At 61.5% G+C, this 16,841-nt stretch carries 15 protein-coding genes; 11 read left to right on the top strand and 4 right to left on the bottom strand.

The window, feature by feature from the left end; genetic code table 11:
- Positions 1-117 precede the first annotated feature (117 nt).
- Positions 118-468 carry a TolC family protein gene (locus ACK4S9_RS13780; RefSeq protein WP_409726461.1) on the bottom strand — a complete coding sequence of 117 codons (351 nt, stop codon included), beginning with the start codon at positions 466-468 and terminating at the stop codon, positions 118-120.
- Positions 469-536: 68 nt separating this feature from the next.
- Between ACK4S9_RS13780 and ACK4S9_RS13775 the strand changes: the two genes are divergently transcribed.
- The 9 genes from ACK4S9_RS13775 (at position 537) to ACK4S9_RS13735 (ending at position 10,351) form a co-directional block, all read left to right on the top strand.
- Complete coding sequence (locus tag ACK4S9_RS13775; RefSeq protein ID WP_036208394.1) at positions 537-941, top strand: MerR family transcriptional regulator; 405 nt, start codon at positions 537-539, stop codon at positions 939-941.
- A gap of 104 nt (positions 942-1,045) precedes the next feature.
- The gene (locus ACK4S9_RS13770) at positions 1,046-2,113 is read left to right on the top strand and encodes a cation transporter (RefSeq protein ID WP_051996266.1); all 1,068 of its coding nucleotides are present in this window, start codon (positions 1,046-1,048) and stop codon (positions 2,111-2,113) included.
- A gap of 226 nt (positions 2,114-2,339) precedes the next feature.
- Positions 2,340-2,666 (top strand): hypothetical protein, encoded by a 327-nt coding sequence (locus ACK4S9_RS13765; protein ID WP_313032246.1) that lies wholly within the window; start codon positions 2,340-2,342, stop codon positions 2,664-2,666.
- A 114-nt stretch (positions 2,667-2,780) separates the two neighbouring features.
- A complete protein-coding gene (locus ACK4S9_RS13760) occupies positions 2,781-4,085 on the top strand; it encodes a TolC family protein (RefSeq protein WP_036208401.1) in 1,305 nt (434 codons plus the stop codon).
- On the top strand, positions 4,082-5,293 hold the full coding sequence (locus ACK4S9_RS13755) for an efflux RND transporter periplasmic adaptor subunit (protein WP_036208403.1): 1,212 nt from the start codon (positions 4,082-4,084) through the stop codon (positions 5,291-5,293). The genes ACK4S9_RS13760 and ACK4S9_RS13755 overlap by 4 nt, the downstream gene beginning before the upstream one ends.
- 14 nt (positions 5,294-5,307) lie before the next feature.
- Positions 5,308-8,472 carry a CusA/CzcA family heavy metal efflux RND transporter gene (locus ACK4S9_RS13750; RefSeq protein ID WP_409726457.1) on the top strand — a complete coding sequence of 1,055 codons (3,165 nt, stop codon included), beginning with the start codon at positions 5,308-5,310 and terminating at the stop codon, positions 8,470-8,472.
- Between the two features lie 48 nt (positions 8,473-8,520).
- A complete protein-coding gene (locus ACK4S9_RS13745) occupies positions 8,521-9,111 on the top strand; it encodes a hypothetical protein (protein ID WP_273036644.1) in 591 nt (196 codons plus the stop codon).
- Between the two features lie 47 nt (positions 9,112-9,158).
- The gene (locus ACK4S9_RS13740; RefSeq protein WP_036208411.1) at positions 9,159-9,344 is read left to right on the top strand and encodes a hypothetical protein; all 186 of its coding nucleotides are present in this window, start codon (positions 9,159-9,161) and stop codon (positions 9,342-9,344) included.
- 41 nt (positions 9,345-9,385) lie between these two features.
- Entirely contained in the window at positions 9,386-10,351 is a 966-nt protein-coding gene (locus ACK4S9_RS13735) for a cation diffusion facilitator family transporter (protein ID WP_273036642.1), read from the top strand.
- A gap of 76 nt (positions 10,352-10,427) precedes the next feature.
- Here the strand turns inward: ACK4S9_RS13735 and ACK4S9_RS13730 are convergent, their stop codons facing one another.
- On the bottom strand, positions 10,428-10,766 hold the full coding sequence (locus tag ACK4S9_RS13730; RefSeq protein WP_273036641.1) for a DUF3703 domain-containing protein: 339 nt from the start codon (positions 10,764-10,766) through the stop codon (positions 10,428-10,430).
- Between the two features lie 429 nt (positions 10,767-11,195).
- Positions 11,196-13,631: a heavy metal translocating P-type ATPase gene (locus tag ACK4S9_RS13725; protein WP_273036650.1), complete on the bottom strand. Its 2,436-nt coding sequence runs from the start codon at positions 13,629-13,631 to the stop codon at positions 11,196-11,198.
- 92 nt (positions 13,632-13,723) lie between these two features.
- Here ACK4S9_RS13725 and cadR point away from each other — a divergent pair, with 92 nt between their 5' ends.
- Positions 13,724-14,152: a Cd(II)/Pb(II)-responsive transcriptional regulator gene (cadR, locus tag ACK4S9_RS13720; RefSeq protein WP_273036640.1), complete on the top strand. Its 429-nt coding sequence runs from the start codon at positions 13,724-13,726 to the stop codon at positions 14,150-14,152.
- Between the two features lie 136 nt (positions 14,153-14,288).
- Here the strand turns inward: cadR and ACK4S9_RS13715 are convergent, their stop codons facing one another.
- Positions 14,289-15,446 carry an acyltransferase family protein gene (locus ACK4S9_RS13715; RefSeq protein ID WP_409726454.1) on the bottom strand — a complete coding sequence of 386 codons (1,158 nt, stop codon included), beginning with the start codon at positions 15,444-15,446 and terminating at the stop codon, positions 14,289-14,291.
- Between the two features lie 194 nt (positions 15,447-15,640).
- Here ACK4S9_RS13715 and ACK4S9_RS13710 point away from each other — a divergent pair, with 194 nt between their 5' ends.
- The gene (locus ACK4S9_RS13710; RefSeq protein ID WP_409726452.1) at positions 15,641-16,837 is read left to right on the top strand and encodes a tyrosine-type recombinase/integrase; all 1,197 of its coding nucleotides are present in this window, start codon (positions 15,641-15,643) and stop codon (positions 16,835-16,837) included.
- Positions 16,838-16,841 lie beyond the last annotated feature (4 nt).

Here is a 16,841-nt window from a genome sequence, read left to right as displayed (position 1 = left end):
GATAAGGCTCTCCAGCGGCGAGGAAGGGGTATCACGGGGCAGCGCCGACCAGCTGCAGTGAGAGTAAACGACACAGCTTAAACTCGCTGAAAAACTGTCTTGACCGATGGGTCCACTTTACTCGGCCTGGGCCACGCGTAGCCGGGCGCCCCGCTTGCCTCCCAGCTCCAGGGGCATCGACAGCGAAACCGTCTTTTCTCCCCCGCCGAAACCGGAATAGCGACCCGACCCCATCACATTTTCCGCTTCCACGGAAAGTGTCGGATTCGGCCGCAGGCCGGACAGGCGCACATTGGCGTCTGCAGCCCGCAGTGCTGCATTGGCGCTCTGCAGTTGCGGCGCCTGGCCGCGGGCTCTGGCAACGGCGTCGGCAAGCGTCAATGCCGTGCCTTCGGCAAAGGCAGGACCCACAGCTGCGCACATGGCCAGCAAGGCTGCGGTGACACAGAAGTTCATCTTGGTGCGCATGATCGAATTCGCTTGACGGATTGGTAAATGAACTTTATAAACCTTGAAGCCACTTTAAGGTCAAGCACATGTCACGCACTTTTACGATAGGCCAGCTGTCAGCTGCGGCGCAGACTCCTGCGGCGACGATTCGCTATTACGAAAAAATCGGCTTGCTCGATTCCCCATCCCGGACCGGCAGCAACTATCGGCTGTACGGCAGCGAGGATGTGGCCCGCCTGAGCTTCGTTCGCCGTGCACGGGAAATCGGCTTCACGATCGATCAGGTACGAAGTCTGCTGGCGTTTTCCGACAACCGCGATGGCGACTGCTGTGCCGTGACTGCGCTGACCGAGCAGCATCTTGCCGAAGTCGAGCAGAAGATCCGGGACCTCAACTTATTAAAGGACCACCTTTCCCGTTTGCTCATCTCATGTCGAGGCGGTCGGTTTTCCGACTGCAGCATCATCGGTGCCCTGTCACCTCAGCAATAGATTATTCCCTCGGCTGGAGCCGCTCCTCACGTGGTGAACACGCTTGACCTTGAAGCGGGTTGAAGCTTTATCCTTCGAAAATATCTGTCCGAAGGCTCATCGTCATGACACAAAACCAAACCCCTGCGGCAGCTCGCCTCGAAACCGAACTGTTTGTCTCCAAGATGGACTGCCCTTCAGAAGAGAATCTAATTCGGATGGCCTTGGGCAAAGTCTCGGGCATCGACAACATTGCCTTCGACCTCAACGCCCGCACCGTGACTGTGCTTCACCATGGGAAAGCGGATGCCCTTGTGGAGGTGCTGCAGCCCTTGCGGCTGGGTGTCGAGTTGCGCGGTTCTCATCCAGCCAAGCCGAAAGTCCACAGCAAACGTATGCTGAGTACCCTCGGGATTCCCAAGATGGACTGCCCTTCCGAGGAGAACATGATCCGCATGGCACTGGCGGATGTCGGCGGAGTTCAGTCCCTGAACTTTGACCTCTCCCAGCGGCAGCTCCACGTTGCGCATACGGGAGAAGTCGATTCCATCCTGCAGAAGCTGGCCCCACTGAAGCTCGGCGCCCATCTGATCGGGTCGCAACTGGATTCGTCCCAGGAGGAAGCCAGTCACGACAAGGCCGGCGACGCGTCGGAGGCGAAGACGCTCCGGCTGCTGCTGGCTATCAACGCCATCATGTTCGTGGTCGAGCTGGTGTGGGGCCTGATTGCCGAATCAACCGGCTTGGTGGCTGATTCATTGGACATGTTTGCTGATGCTGCTGTCTACGGCCTGGCCCTTTACGCAGTAGGTAGGGCGGCTGCGCTGAAGACGCGTGCAGCGCATTTGGCCGGCTGGCTGCAGCTCGTGCTCGCGCTGGGCGCGCTCAGTGAAGTGGTTCGCCGGGCCTTCTTCGGGAGCGAACCAGAATCGGCCCTGATGATGGGCGTGGGCGCGGTAGCCCTGGTTGCGAACGTTGCCTGCCTGGTGTTGATCGCAAAGAAACGGGATCGCGGGGCACACATGAAAGCAAGCTATATTTTCTCGGCCAATGACGTCATCGCAAACATCGGCGTGATTGCTGCCGGCGCACTCGTCACCTGGACCGGATCGCCATATCCCGATCTGATTGTCGGTACGGTGATCGGTGTGATCGTTCTTTCGGGCGCACGTCGCATCCTAAAGCTGAAGTAAGCACACAACCGACTGAAATGTAGAGGCCCGCTTGACGGGCATTCGAATACATCGCAGTCGACATCGGGACACAAGAGGCCGATATTGACGAGAATATCGGCACTTGCGATGAGATTCGCCAAGCATCGCGAAGCTGAGGAAATGATGCAATCGCACTATTGCCTGCGAGTGGCCATGCTATACTTTTCCCATGACTCGGCGTTTTATCTATGCTTTGCTAACAATCATGATGCTTCAACTTAGCTGGAGCATCGTGGCCGAGTATTGTGAACACGAAACCGGACGCGCCGCACAGCATCTCGGCCACCACGCTTCGTTCGACGATCCTGTTCAAGAAAGCTTGGGCTCGCTCGACCAGCCGTCCAAGTCCAAGGCAGGCACCCTGCACTCGCACTGTACTTCCTGCACCCACACCCCTCTCAACTTCGAGGAACTCCCGGTCGCTGTAGCGGTATCCGAACCGCTGCGCATCGCTCCCTCGTCCCCCCTGCTTCGCCTGTCCTCCGTCGACGTGGCGCCGCCCGAGCGGCCTCAGTGGCTTGCCCTCGCCTGATTCGGCGGCGGCTCGTAGCTCATCCACTTCATCGTCTTCCTGGAACGTCGTCACGACGGTCCTGACGCGGATCGCCGCTGAATAACCTTCGCCTATTGTTTTCGGAGTTTATTCATGCATCCCACACGCATTGTTGCTGGGTCGCTCGTGCTATTGGCATGGGCGCTCCCCGCGGCCGCGCAGCTGGCCGGCGATTCGCCGGGCAAGCAGTCGAGCGCGGCCCCCATCATCCCGGCCACCGGTCGGACTTTAACGCTCGACCAAGCGGTCGATATGGCCTTATCCGCCAACCCGGGCCTTCGGGCCAGGGCCCTCGACGTCACCATCGCCGCCGCCGAGCGCCGCCAGGCCGGATTGCTGCCCAATCCGACAGTTTCCTACACGACCGAGGGAACGCAGCGCGGTACCCGTACGCGTACCTTCGAGCTCAGCCAGCTCGTCGAGCTGGGCGGAAAGCGCCGCGCCCGCATCGAGCTTGCCGAGCGCGAAAGCCGGCTAGCAGCCGCGGACGTGAGCGTCGCCCGGGCCGATCTGCGCGCCGACCTGACCGCGGCATATTTCAACGCACTGGGCGCCCAGGAACGAGCGGGCCTTGCAAGAGCGTCGCTCGAGATCGCCTCGAAAGCCAGAACCGCGGCCGACAAGCGGGTGGCGGCTGGACGGGTGTCGCCGGTCGAGCTGTCGCGCGCCACTGTGGCCGAGTCGGCGGCACGCCTCGACCTGACCCAGGCGGAAGGTGAACTGGCCATCGCCCAGGGCATGCTGGCGGCGTACTGGGGTCAGACCCGGCCGGAGATTCTCACCCTGGTCGAGCCGGCGAACGGGATTGCCGTCCTGCCTTCCCTTGAAGTCTTGCGGACGCAACTGGCCAACTCACCACAGCTGCAGCGCGCCCGCCTGCAAGTCGAGCGTGAACAGGCGCAGGTTTCGGTCGAGCGTGCGCAGCGCATGCCCGACCTCACCCTCGTTGTCGGCCGGCAGAAAGACGAAGAGATGGGGCGCTCGCAAACCGTGCTTGGCGTGTCGGTTCCGCTTCCCTTGTTCAACCGGAACCAGGGCAGGCTGCAAGCCTCCCTTAGCCGCGCCGACAAGGCACAGGCAGAAAGGGAGGCGCAGAAGCTGCAACTGGAACAGACCCTGTCCAGTACCTACCATCGCGCCCAGTTGGCGAAGGAACAGGTGCGCACCATGCGGCAGGAAATCCTTCCGGAAGCACGACGGGTCTTCGATGCGGCCGTCATCGGTTTCGAGGCCGGCAAGTTCAACTTCCTCGATGTCCTCGACGCCCAGCGCACCCTCCTGCAGAGCCGCGCGCAATACGTCCAGGCACTCTACGACAGCTACCGCCAGGCCGCGGAGCTCGGCCGGTTTACCGATACCGGTCCCGGCGTCACCAATACCAACAGGAATAGTCCATGAAGTTCAACATCGACAAGAAATCCGCGCTTTCCATCGCGGCAGTGATCGGCGTCGGCATCGTACTCGCATTGCTGATCGTTTTCTGGAAAGGCGACGGCGCGCCTGCGCAGGAAGCCGGCGAGCGCGCCGAGGAAATTGCCGAGGCCAAGCCTGGGGAAGCCGACGAGCATACCGAGCAGCCCGGCCTCATCGAGATGAGCCCGGAGCAGATCCAGGCCGCCGGCATCGCGACAGCCGCGGCCGGCCCGGCAAGCATCCGCACCGAGCTCGTCCTGCCCGGCGAGGTGCGCTTCAACGAGGACCGCACGGCCCACGTCGTGCCGCGGGTCGCGGGCGTGGCCGAATCCGTGTCCGCCTCGCTCGGCCAGGATGTCAGGAAAGGGCAGGCCCTGGCGGTCATCGCCAGCGCCGAACTGGCCGACCTGCGCAGCGACGCCCTGGCCGCCGGCAAGCGGCTCGAGCTCGCGCGCATCACCTACGCGCGCGAAAAAAGGTTGTGGGAACAGAAGATATCTGCCGAACAGGACTATCTGCAGGCCGAACAGGCATATCGCGAAGCCCAGATCGCCTCGCATGCGGCCCGCGCGAAGCTGGACGCGATTGGCGCCGACATGGCATCCGGCGCGGACAATCGCTATGTCCTGCGGGCGCCGTTTACCGGGGTCGTCGTCGAAAAGCATCTCGCGCAAGGCGAAGCGGTGAAAGAGGATGCCAATGTCTTCCTGGTCTCTGATCTGTCGAGCGTGTGGGTCACCATCGCGGTCACGCCAAAAGACCTGCCCACTGTGCGCGTCGGCCAGGCGGTCACGGTCAGGTCGGCGGCCGGAGGGCCGTCGGTAGCAGGCAAGGTCAGCTACGTCGGGAACCTCCTCGGCGAACAGACTCGCGCCGCCAATGCACGGGTCGTGATCGACAACCCGGGCCGGGCCTGGCGCCCGGGCCTGTTCGTGAATGTCGCCGTCGTCAGCGGACAGAAAGATGCTGCCGTCGCCGTCGTTTCCGACGCCATCCAGACGCTCGAGGACAAGCCTGTCGTGTTCGTCAAAACCGGAAAAGGCTTCGAGGCACGGCCGGTGACGGCCGGCGCGAGCGATGGCAAGATGACGGAGATTCTCTCCGGCCTCCCGGCGGGCTCGCCTTATGTCACGACAGGCAGTTTCGTCGTGAAGGCCCAGCAAGGCAAGGGCAGTGCCGAGCATGAGCACTGAGCGAGGATCCAGACATGTTTGAACGAATCATTCGCTTTGCCATCGAACACCGATGGCTAGTCATGCTGGCCGTCATCGCGATGTCGGCCGTCGGCATCTACAACTATCAGAAGCTGCCGATCGACGCGGTACCCGACATCACCAATGTCCAGGTGCAGATCAACACCTCGGCGGCCGGCTATTCGCCGCTCGAAGTCGAGCAGCGCGTGACCTTCCCGATCGAGAACGTCATGGCCGGCCTGCCGGGGCTCGAAGAAACCCGTTCGCTGTCACGCTATGGCCTGTCCCAGGTGACCGTCATCTTCAATGACGCCACCGACATCTATTTCGCACGCCAGCTGGTCAACCAGAGAATCCAGGAAGCCAGGGAGAACCTGCCGGCGGGTGTCACGCCGACGATGGGTCCGATTTCCACGGGCCTGGGCGAGATTTACCTGTGGACCGTGGAAAGCGAACCCGGCGCGAAAAAGGCCGATGGTACGCCCTACACGCCCACCGACCTGCGCGAGATCCAGGACTGGATCATCAAGCCGCAGCTGCGCCAGGTCCCGGGCGTCACCGAGATCAATTCGATCGGCGGCTTCGCGAAGGAATACCTGATCGCCCCCGATCCGGCCAAGTTGAGTTCCTACCGTCTGTCCCTGACCGATGTCGTCAACGCGATCGACCGCAACAACGGCAACGTCGGCATGGGATACATCGAGCGCCGCGGCGAGCAGTTCCTGGTCCGGGCCCCGGGCCAGGTGCGCAGCCTGGACGATATCCGCAACACCATCCTCGGCAACGCCGACGGCGTTCCCATCCGTGTGCGCGATGTCGCAACGGTGGATGTCGGGCGCGAGCTGCGCACGGGCGCGGCAACCGAAAATGGGCGTGAAGTCGTGCTCGGCACGGTGTTCATGCTGATCGGCGAGAACAGCCGGGCCGTGGCCCAGGCCGTGGCGGACAAGATGGTCGAGGTGAACCGATCACTGCCGAAAGGGGTGGTGGCGATCCCCGTGTACGACCGGACGGCACTGGTCGACAAGGCGATCAATACGGTCAAGAAGAACCTGCTCGAGGGCGCCATCCTCGTGATCGTGATCCTGTTCCTCTTCCTCGGCAATATCCGGGCGGCCGTCATCACCGCGATGGTCATTCCGCTCGCGATGCTGTTCACCTTTACCGGAATGGTGAGCTACCGGGTCAGCGCGAACCTGATGAGCCTTGGCGCGCTCGACTTCGGCATCATCATCGACGGGGCGGTCGTCATCGTCGAGAACTGCGTGCGGCGCCTAGCGCACGCACAGGAGCATCACCGGCGCGAGCTGACCCTTACGGAACGATTCCACGAGGTGTTCGCGGCCGCGAAGGAAGCGCGCCGACCTCTTCTGTTCGGGCAGCTCATCATCATGGTCGTGTATGTGCCGATCTTTGCGCTATCCGGTGTCGAAGGCAAGATGTTCCATCCGATGGCCTTCGCCGTGGTCGCCGCGCTGCTGGGGGCGATGATCCTGTCGATCACCTTCATCCCCGCCGCGGTCGCCCTGTTCATCGGCAAGCGCGTGACGGAGAAGGAAAATCGCATCATGGTCACGGCCAAGCGCCTCTACGCGCCGGCCCTCGCCAAGGTCCTGCGCAACGGCCCGCTGGTCATCACCAGCGCGGTCGTGCTGGTATTGCTCTCGGGCCTGCTGGCTTCCCGGCTGGGAAGCGAGTTCATTCCGAATCTGAACGAAGGTGACCTCGCCCTGCAGGCGATCCGCATTCCCGGGACGAGCCTGAGCCAGTCGGTGGAGATGCAGCAAAAGCTCGAGGCGGGCCTGAAGGCGAAGTTCCCGGAAATCGACCGGGTATTCGCGCGCACCGGCACCGCCGAGATCGCGTCCGACCCGATGCCGCCCAACATCTCGGACGGCTACGTGATGCTCAAGCCCGAGTCGGCGTGGCCGGCGCCGAAGAAGAGCCGAGCCGAGCTGATTGCAGCGATCGAGGAGGAAGCGGAGAAATACGCCGGCAACGCGTACGAACTGTCGCAACCTATCCAGCTGCGCTTCAACGAGCTGATTTCGGGTGTGCGCAGCGACGTCGCCGTGAAAGTCTTCGGTGACGACATGGCCGTGCTGGAAGCGACCGGCAAGGAAATCGCCGAAGTCCTGCAGCGGGTTCCGGGCGCAGCCGAGGTCAAGGTGGAGCAGACCGGCGGCTTGCCGATGCTGAGCGTGGACATCGACCGCGAGAAGACGGCCAGGTATGGCCTGAACATCGCCGACGTGCAGGAGGCCCTGGCGATCGCCACCGGCGGGCGCGAGGCCGGCACCATGTTCGAGGGCGACCGCCGCTTCGACATCGTCGTTCGCCTGCCGGAAGCGATGCGCGCCGATCTCGACGCATTGCGGCAGTTGCCGATTCCTCTTCCGGGCGCGGAAGGCAGTGCCAGGACCTACATTCCCCTGGCCGAAGTCGCCACGCTCAACTTCTCGCCCGGGCCGAACCAGATCAGCCGTGAGAACGGCAAGCGCCGCATCGTTGTCAGCGCGAACGTGCGCGGCAGCGACATCGGCAGCTTTGTCCCCGCGGCCCAGGCTGCCATCGCGGCCAAGGTCAAGGTCCCTCCGGGTTACTGGACCAGTTGGGGCGGTACCTTCCAGCAGCTGGAGTCGGCCACGCAGCGCCTGCAGATCGTCGTGCCGCTTGCCCTGTTCATCGTGTTCACGCTGCTGTTCGCGATGTTCGGCAACGTGAAGGATGGATTGCTGGTCTTTACGGGCATCCCCTTCGCGCTGACCGGTGGCGTCATCGCCTTGGCTTTGCGGGGCATCCCGCTGTCGATCTCCGCGGCGGTGGGCTTCATCGCCCTGTCCGGCGTGGCTGTCCTGAACGGCTTGGTGATGATTTCCTACATCCGCACCCTGCGTGAAGAAGGCATGGGGCTGGAGCAGGCGATCACGCACGGCGCCTTGACACGGCTGCGGCCAGTCCTGATGACCGCCCTGGTCGCCTCGCTGGGCTTCGTGCCGATGGCGATCGCCACCGGTACGGGCGCCGAAGTGCAGCGGCCGCTTGCGACCGTCGTCATCGGCGGGATCCTCTCCTCGACCGCCTTGACCCTGCTCGTGCTTCCCTTGCTCTACCGCTTCGCGCATCGCAAGGATAGCGAAGACGAACCGGTGGTGCCTGCGAAAGTGGTCGTCCAGTAAGCGCATGTGCCGCAATGACCGTTTGCGGCCCAACACAGGGAGGGCGATATGTGTCGAGACACTTCGAGTCGGCGCGCCCCGCTGGGGCGTCGGCTCGTCAAGCTGGACATCGTTGCGCAAGGAGTTGCTTTCGCGAGCTGCGCGGCGGGAGGAATCATTGTTGAAAGCGTCATCCTGGTAGCCGCAGCTTCGCATCACGCGGCCACTATTGCGTTTCGGCTGTTATTGATCGAAAGCCTGGCAGAGCAACGGAAACCCAGGGCCGAGGCCGCATTCTCGGTCGTGCAGATCGCTCTGTGCATGTGTTGTCTGATTCTGATTTTATTTGTTATAGCGCTGGGGACACATGGCATCTTCCACAGAGAGGCTCTCGATGCCGCGGCATTGGCTGGATTTGCGATGCCAGGATTGCTTGCCACCGTCACCGCGGCTGGCCTGGCATATGAGCTGGCACGAGCCGCCGAGGCCTTCAGCATGGCCGACGCAGCGCTATCGGCGCTACCGACTACGCTCGCGTTCGGTGTCGCCTTTTGCGACTTCGGCATCGCTCCAGGAGTGCTGGATGCACTAGCCGGACTTGTTGCCGTACCGGTGTTATGTGTGCGAACCGCGATCAATCTCGGCCAGACGCTGAACTGACCGATTGGAAAGTAAATAAGTGAAAGGCCACATCGAATGGAGGTGACATGAGACTGCCACAGCAGGCGCCAGAGCCATTGCACGAAAATCTCTTCGAAGTTTTCGGCATCATTGGCTTGGCATTGTTCGGAATGGTGATGGTATTCCTCGGCTGGCTGAAATACAGGGATCGGAACAAGCGTCCTCGGCGGAAAGCTCGGAAGCGCACAGAGGAAAATGGCAAGCAAAAGTAGGATCGGGCGGCACACGACAATGACAACTCGAGGGGAGCACAATGGGTTCAGGACACTCTCACGCAGCGCAGCCGGGCCAGAGCGAACGACCGCTCTGGATCGCGCTCATCCTCACGACGGCCTTTCTCATAGCCGAGATCGTCGGAGGTATTCTCACCAACAGCCTTGCGCTGATTTCGGATGCGGCGCACATGTTTACCGACACCGCGGCGCTGGCGATCTCGCTGGCTGCAATTCGCATCGGCAAGCGGCCGGCCGACAGCGAGCGCACATTCGGCTACTACCGTTTCGAGATCCTGGCCGCCGCGTTCAACGCGATACTTCTGTTCCTGGTGGCGATCTACATTTTGTACGAAGCCTATCAACGCTTGAACGACCCGCCGGAAATCCAGTCCGGAACCATGCTCCTGGTTGCCGCCTTGGGCTTGGTCGTCAACCTCATCAGCATGAAGTTGCTGTCGAGCGGCAAGGACAGCAGTTTGAACGTCAAGGGTGCCTACCTCGAGGTATGGAGCGATATGCTTGGCTCGGTTGGCGTCATCATCGGCGCCCTTCTCATTCGTTACACTGGCTGGAGCTGGATCGATTCGCTCATCGCCGTAGGCATCGGCCTGTGGGTGCTGCCGCGTACCTGGACGCTGCTCAAGGCAAGCATGAACGTGCTGCTTGAAGGCGTTCCCGAAGGACTCGGCATCGCCGAAGTGCGGGAAGCGATCGAACGGGTGCCGGGCGTGGCCAGCGTGCACGACCTGCATGTCTGGTCGATCACGAGCGGCAAAGCCAGCTTGACGGCGCACGTCGTGCAGCGTGAAGACGTTGGTGATTCCCAGGCCCTGCTGTTAAACATCCGCCGGCTTGTCGCAGACAACTACGATATCCACCACAGCACGATCCAGCTCGAAACGACGCCCTGCGAGCAAGCGGCGGAAGAACACAGCTTCGACCCGGCCTCGATACAGGGCCATGCCGATCACGCCGGGCACGAGCACGAGGGAAAAGTTCGATGACCGACCGTATCAGGGCAGTCCTGGGAGCGCGGCAGTCCTGAACGGCCTGTCGATCGTCAGGCCGGGAAGCCGCTCCCTATTCGATCAGTTCTTTCACACACGGGTCGACCGGTAGCCGTTTGAACATATTGATATTCGTGCCGCCGGTGTTCCCAACCGGGACAATCCCGAATGCCGATCCTAATGCACCCAGTACGATACGGAGGAACTGGCCCCAGACTTCCGGCAGCGAACGCCGCTTCATGCCGATCCTGAGCATCCAGTAGTGTGTCGTGACATGAGGCACGACATAGCGCTGTCCCAGCACATGGGCCGTTTCCAGATGTTCGAAGGCCCTGCCAAATTCCCGTTTTGCGTAAAAATCGACCGCTGCCTTCATCTCGGCGTTGAACGCCTGCCTGAGCCTGGGATTCATATCAATCGATCCTCTGCCGTGAAAGAGCACATGTGCGGAACACGGTGAAATGCTTTCAACATACTCGGTGGTTTCCCTGTCAACACGCTGTCAGTCCGACCGCCCCCACCCGAACTCGCTACCTGTTGGATAAGCATACCGGCGCGCAGCCAGGTGCCGCCATCGTACCTGCCGGTGACGGTAGAAAAGTTGGCATGCAGTTCGGAGTGAACGGCGTGAATGATACGAGAGGAAAGGCGACGTGCTGCAATAGCCGCGGCGTTTTGACCTGCTCTACGGCCTCTTCGTAAGAGCACGGGATATAGCTGCTGAGATCAACTTTCATCGGCCTTCCTTAACTGTCCTTGGACTGCGTGGATTACCTGTGCGGCGCCCGTCTTCGCCTTTTCGCAGCCAGCCCGGTAGCGGGAGCCGGGCTCGCGGTCGCTGCTATGCTCCGTTACGTGCTTCCCTGGCCTTGAGCAGGCGCAGTCCATTGAAGACCACGAGCAGGCTGGCGCCCATGTCGGCGAATACGGCCATCCACAAGGTGGCAGAGCCCGCGATCGCCAGGATCAGGAACACTGCCTTGATCAGCAGGGCCGCGATGATATTCTGTTTCAGGATGGCGGCGGTCTGCCTGCTCAAGCGGATGAACTGTGGAATCTTGCGCAGGTCATCGTCCATCAGTGCGACGTCGGCCGTTTCGATGGCGGTGTCCGTGCCTGCTGCGCCCATCGCGAACCCGATATCGGCCTTGGCCAGCGCCGGCGCATCATTGATGCCATCTCCCACCATGCCGACGGTGCCAAAGCGCGCGAGCCCCTCATTGACGGCAGCGAGCTTGTCTTCCGGCAGCATGTTGCCCCGTGCATCGTCGATGCCGACCTCTCGCGCGATCGCCATGGCCGTCACCGTATTGTCGCCGGTAAGCATGACCGTCCGGATCCCCAGCTGGTGGAGCTGGGCAATCGCTTCGCGGCTGGTTTCGCGGATGGTATCGGCTACCCCGATGACCATCAGCGGCGCCGTTTCGTCGCACAGGACGACCGCGGTCTTGCCCTCCCCCTCCAGTTTGGACAGCACTTGTTCAGTCGCGTCGCTACAGAGTCCGAGCTCCTCGACAAGGCGATGATTGCCCAAGTAGTACCACCTGCCATCGATCCGTCCTTTAGTTCCACGGCCGGTCAGCGCCTCGAATTCGCTCACGGATGACAGGCCAAGGCCCAGGACTTCGCTTTGCCAGTGGCGGCTCACGGCGGTCGACACCGGATGGTCGGACCGGTCTGCCAAGGCTGCGGCAAGCTGCAGGTGGCTGAGAGCATCCCCCTGCAGGGGCAATACGTCCGTCACCTCCGGCTTGCCCTGCGTGATCGTGCCGGTCTTGTCGAGCGCGAGCGCGCGCAGTTTGCCGCCCTGCTCGAGGTAGACACCTCCTTTGATGAGAATGCCGGCGCGTGCTGCGGCCGCGAGGCCGCTAACGACAGTCACCGGGGTCGAGATCACGAGGGCGCAGGGACAGGCGATAACGAGCAGTACCAGCGCCTTGTAAATCCAGGGCATCCATTCGGCTCCCAGCAGGAGCGGTGGCACGACGGCGACGGCAAGCGCGACGGCGAACACAATCGGCGTGTAGATGCTCGAGAACCTGTCGACGAACCGCTGTGTGGGGGCGCGGCTGCCCTGCGCATCCTCGACCGCGCGGATGATGCGCGAGAGCGTCGAATTGCTGTGTGCTGCGGTGACGCGATACTCGAAGGACCCGGTTTCGTTGATCGTTCCGGCGAACACCTTGGCGCCGACCGTTTTGGGTACTGGCATGCTCTCGCCCGTGATCGGCGCCTGGTTGACCGAGGACTGCCCCGAGGTCACTTCCCCGTCCAGTGCGATTCGCTCGCCGGGCGCAACACGGGCCAAGGCGCCGATTGCCACCGTGCCGGCGTCCTGATCCTCCCAAGTGCCGTCCGCCAGACGGACGCTGACACGGTCCGGCGCCAGGGCCATCAGGCCGTGGATGGCATTCCTTGCGCGGTCGAGAGAGCGGGCTTCTATCATCTCGGCGATCGCGAAGAGGACCATCACCATCGCCGCTTCGGGCCACTGGCCGATCAGCACGGCGCCGGTCACTGCGATCGACATCAGGGCATTGATGTTGAGATTTCGGTTCTTGAGGGCGATCCAGCCCTTCTTGTACACGCCAAGCCCCGTCGTCCCGATCGCGAGCAGCGATAGCAGGATGACCGGTACCGAATTTTCGACTCCGGTCGTCCACGCGATGACCTCGGCTCCTACCGATGCGGCCAGGCCGAGCAGCAGGCGCAAGTGCTGCCACTTTCGCGTTGCTGGCCGTGCAGGTTCTGCCTTCGCCTCGGCATCCGTCTCGATGAATACGGCGTGCATCCCGACAGACTGCAACGCTTCCAGGATGGCGGTTGCGGGCCCCGCATGCGTCACCCTCAAGCGCCGCTGGACCAGATTGAATTCAAGCTGGCCGACCTGCGGCAGGGTTGACAGCTTGCTACGGATGAGTGCCTCCTCGGTCGGGCAATCCATGTTCTCGATCCGGAACACGCTCCTGCCCTCTGCAGGATTCGATTGGCCTCCCTCGACAACCGGCTCCATGCCGGTCGCACGGACCGCTGCGATGATCGGCGCAGGGTCCTCAAGGGTGTGCTCGATCCGTAGCCGACGCTGCATGAGGTTGAAGTCCAGCGCTTCGATGCCTGGTACGCGTCCGAGAGCCCCGCGCAAGAGGCCCTCTTCGGTCGGGCAGTCCATCTGCTCGATTCGAAGGACCAGTCCGTTGGCCTGAACGGCCGCCGCGGCCGCTACAGGCTCGCCTGGCGCAATCTTCGCGCAACATGATTTGGTTTGACAATCCGACATCACCGATCCTCGCAAACTGTGTATAGTCTGCATTTAACACCCTGTAGCAGGTACAGAGTCAAGCATTCATCCAGTGATAAACGGAACGGCAAATGAAAATCGGGGAATTAGCGGTGCAGGCGGGCTGCCTGGTCGAGACGATCAGGTATTACGAGCGGATCGGCCTTCTCATGCCGCCTGAGCGCTCGGCGAACAACTATCGCACCTACAACGACCGGCATAGCGAACGGCTACAGTTCATTCGCCACTGCCGGGCGTTGGATATGACGCTGGAGGAGATCAGGGTTCTGCTGGATTTTCGCGACCATCCCGACCGGGACTGCGTAGGCGTGAACGACCTGCTGGATAAGCATATCGGACACGTGGTCGAGCGTATCGCTGCGTTATCGTCCCTGGAGTCACAGCTTCGGAACCTGCGGAACCGTTGCGTCACCATTGATTCTGCGAGTTCATGCGCGATCTTGAATGCGCTTGGCACTGAAACGCCCACCGAAGCGTCCATCTGCGGCGCCCACCGGTAATGAGGGTGCGTCCCGTCTATTAAGCATCCTTGGTCCCGTCCTCATCGGCAATGCCGGCAATACCCATGGCAGCAAAGCGAGGATGGCGGTCGGCCCCGGTGGTACCACCCGTGTCCCAATGACGGCACCGCTGGAATTACACCCTAACGGGACGTCCGCGGGCATACAGTACCGTCTTGAGCCATTCGCGAACACGGTAGGTGTTGGCTTCGAACGGCAGGTGGAACAGGTAAGCACCGGCGACGAGCACGAGATACAAGACCAGGTACACAAGCAGGTGTAGAGGCCGGTTCGGATCAAGCCTGCCTTCTCCCAGGATTGGGGAGGCAACATGCAGTAGCGCTGCCATGAAAGGAATGTGCAGCACATAAAGCGTGAACGAAAACTCCGAGAAAAATCGACCAATCCGGTTCAGCCAGTCGGTGAGGCGACCACGCGCACGCTGGAACTGCATGCTCGAGAGGAAGAACACGAAGATTAGGCTGAACAGCAAGTACTGAACAAAACTGTCTACGGCGATGTGGCTTTTCCCTTTCAGCCGAATGAAGACAGCGGCAGCGACCAAGCCAAGGAATAATGCCCAGCGCAGGAATGGACCACATTCGATTCGCACGCGTGAGAATGCTGCCCCCAGGAGCCAGATTGAGAAGTACAGCAGGATCGCTTCGTTCAGCAAATGCACGATTGCGGCGACCGCCAGCAGTATCAGGAGCCGATGAAAAGTCGACTGGGTGCGAAACAGCATCACCAGCAGCGGGAAAAGCACGTAATACCAAGTCTCGTTCGACAGACTCCACAATGGGAAATTACCGCCGAACTCAGGCACGAAGATATTCTGCAGCCCGACGAGGTTACCGATAAACGCCGGCGCCGAGTACGCGTTATCGAGAGCAAACGATGGTCGTGCAGGATCGAGCGTGGCTGTTGCCATACCAAATAAGACCATTGCACCGAAGGTAGGTATCAGCACAATCCATAGTCTGGTTACCCGGTCGACCGCATAATTCGCGATGGCGCGCTCGGTGTCCAGACGGTTCAGCAGGCTGCCTCCGACCAGCCAGCCACTCAGTACGAAAAATACGATCACTGCCAGATACGCGAAGCCGGTAGCGACGGCCAGGCCCTGGAATGCCAGCGACGGTTCCTGGACGGTCGCGAACCCGGGGTAGGCTTGGGCGCGCAGGTGAGCTGCCGCAACTTGCAACGCAGCCAAGCCGCGCAGAAGCGAAATAAGCACCGAGTGCCACTGGTCTTCGGACAGGTTCGCGCGCTGAAGCAGTGTGATCTTTGGCATGGCTGAAGTCCGGGTGTCGAGGTTTCCCCATCCTAAGGCCCGACCAAACTTAACGATCTGATAATGGACAAGCGCCTTGGATTCGTGCTCCAGCGCTGTGCGTCAATCGCCGCGCCTGTGGCACCGTGATTCACTCGTTTAATTCGCCCTGGTTTCCTATAATCGGCAGACAATCCTTTAACCCTCCCCTCCTTATGCCTGATTCGAACAGCATCCTTGCCACCGCATACTCCGTTGCGCCCCTTGAATTTGTTGTGGTACCAGCACATATCGATGGCTCAAACGGAAGCAACCGGGCACACGGCGGCACGCGCCAGATCCGTGCGGATAACGATATCGATGCGATCAAGGCTTGGCTGGCACGTTTTTTGGATAAGCAGACCACATTCGATAACTATCGCAAGGAAGCCGAGCGGTTGCTGCTGTGGTCCACGCTGCAACTCGGTAAGCCGCTTTCATCGCTGACCCACGAGGATTGGCTCGTTTATCAAGGATTCCTGCGTGATCCCAAGCCAGCTAGCCGGTGGATTAGCGCCGAGGGCCGCAAGTATTCGCGAAGTCATCCCGGGTGGCGACCTTTCGCCGGGCCGCTGTCGGCATCAAGCCAGCGTCAGGCCGCGGTTATCCTCAACACCCTCTTCTCCTGGCTTGTCAACGCGGGTTACCTGGCCGGTAATCCACTTGCGCTCTCACGTGAGCGTCGGCGCCGGCCCCAAGCAAGGGTTACCCGATATCTTGATGATGAAATGTGGCACGAGGTCAAGATGACGGTCGACACGATGCCGAGAGAAACACCGCGCCAACGCGAACACTACTTGAGGTTGCGTTGGCTTGTTTCGCTTTCCTATGTTTGTGGGTTGCGCATTTCTGAGATCACCAGCAACAGCATGGGCGGATTTTTTCGCCGACGCGACCGCGACGGCGAAGAGCGGTGGTGGCTGGAAGTGCTCGGAAAGGGCGACAAGTTGCGCATCGTGCCGGCAACCGACGAGCTGATGGTAGAGCTGGGCCGCTACAGACGAGAGCTCGGACATTCACCGTACCCCGTACCCGGGGAGTCGACGCCGCTGCTGTTGCCGATCGGGGGCCAACTACGGGCGATGACACGTGGCGGCGTGCACGAAATTTTCAAAGTGATTTTTGCCCAAACCGCCGATCGACTTGGTCAGCGTGGTCCCGAGTACGCTGCGGCTGCCGCCCGGATGACGCAGGCGTCAGCCCACTGGTTGCGACATACGGCAGGTTCCCATATGGCGAACAATGATGTCGATCTTCGGCACGTGCGCGATAACCTCGGGCACGAGTCGATCAGCACGACGAATACCTACTTGCATTCTTCGGACGACGCTCGCCATGCCGAGACAGAGAGCAAGCACAAGATCGGATGGTAACCTG

The sequence above is a fragment of the Massilia sp. genome, assembly GCF_046293535.1.
Lineage (GTDB): Bacteria > Pseudomonadota > Gammaproteobacteria > Burkholderiales > Burkholderiaceae_D > Telluria.
The sequence above is the reverse complement of the archived record's forward strand: the minus strand, read 5'-3'. Positions and strand labels throughout refer to the sequence as shown.